The 1028-nt window shown below is 46.2% G+C and carries 2 protein-coding genes; both read left to right on the forward strand.

Annotated elements, in window-relative coordinates:
- Window positions 1-3: 3 nt before the first annotated feature.
- Complete coding sequence (locus R7F67_RS24980; protein ID WP_318057551.1) at window positions 4-795, forward strand: sulfite exporter TauE/SafE family protein; 792 nt, start codon at window positions 4-6, stop codon at window positions 793-795.
- A gap of 88 nt (window positions 796-883) precedes the next feature.
- On the forward strand, window positions 884-1028 hold a 145-nt coding region (locus tag R7F67_RS24985), incomplete at its 3' end, for a prolipoprotein diacylglyceryl transferase family protein (RefSeq protein WP_318057552.1).

Here is a 1028-nt window from a genome sequence, read left to right on the forward strand (position 1 = left end):
ATCGTGACCGTCTCTTTATTTTTGTTATTGTTGGCGCTAGGCGCTTTTGTGGGTGTGATGGCGGGGCTACTCGGCATTGGGGGCGGATTAATCGTCGTACCTGCGTTGTTATTTTTGCTGCCTTGGGCGGGCATTTCTCCAGAAATGAGCATGCACATGGCGCTTGCGACATCTCTGGCAAGCATCATCGTCACATCAGGTTCTTCTGCTCTCAACCATCTTAAACTTGGCAACGTAGATATGTTTGTTGTGAAGTGGCTCATGCCCGGAGTGGTGATTGGCGGCTTTGTTGGTGCCAACATTGCCGAATGGATCCCAACTCATTACTTGCCGAAAGTATTTGGTGTTATTGTACTGTGTCTAGCTGTGCAGATGTTCCGATCCATTAAAGTAAAAAGTGAGAAGCCAATGCCGAGTAGTCCGGTCACTATGATGTACGGAACGGGAATTGGTGTGGTTTCGAGCTTAGCTGGTATCGGTGGTGGTTCTTTATCGGTGCCTTTTCTCAACAAGCACGGCGTAGAAATGCGTAAAGCGGTCGGCTCATCGTCAGTTTGTGGCTGCATCATCGCCATCTCTGGCATGATAGGCTTTATTTTGCACGGCTATAAGGTTGAAGGCTTACCTGCGTACAGTATTGGTTATGTTTACCTTCCTGCGTTACTTGCGATTGCGATGACTTCGATGTTGACCACGAAAGTGGGGGCGAAGCTCGCGACCAAGCTTCCTACTGCGGTATTAAAGAAAATATTCGCAATATTCTTGATGTTTGTTGCAGCAACAATGCTGCTGTAAGTTTATTCCCAAGTTATTCACGCTGAACCGAGCATTTGAGGTGACTTGGGTATATTGGTTTTATTTGTAAATAAGAAGAGAATGATTTATGTCTCAGGGATACCTTCAATTTCCCAATATTGATCCGGTTTTAGTCTCTATTGGTCCTGTTTCAATTCGTTGGTACGGTTTGATGTACCTCGTCGGTTTCATGTTTGCATTGTGGTTGGCGAACCGTCGTGCTGACAAACCAG

This window comes from Vibrio sp. YT-17 (assembly GCF_033337375.1).
Classification (GTDB): Bacteria; Pseudomonadota; Gammaproteobacteria; order Enterobacterales; family Vibrionaceae; genus Vibrio; species Vibrio alginolyticus.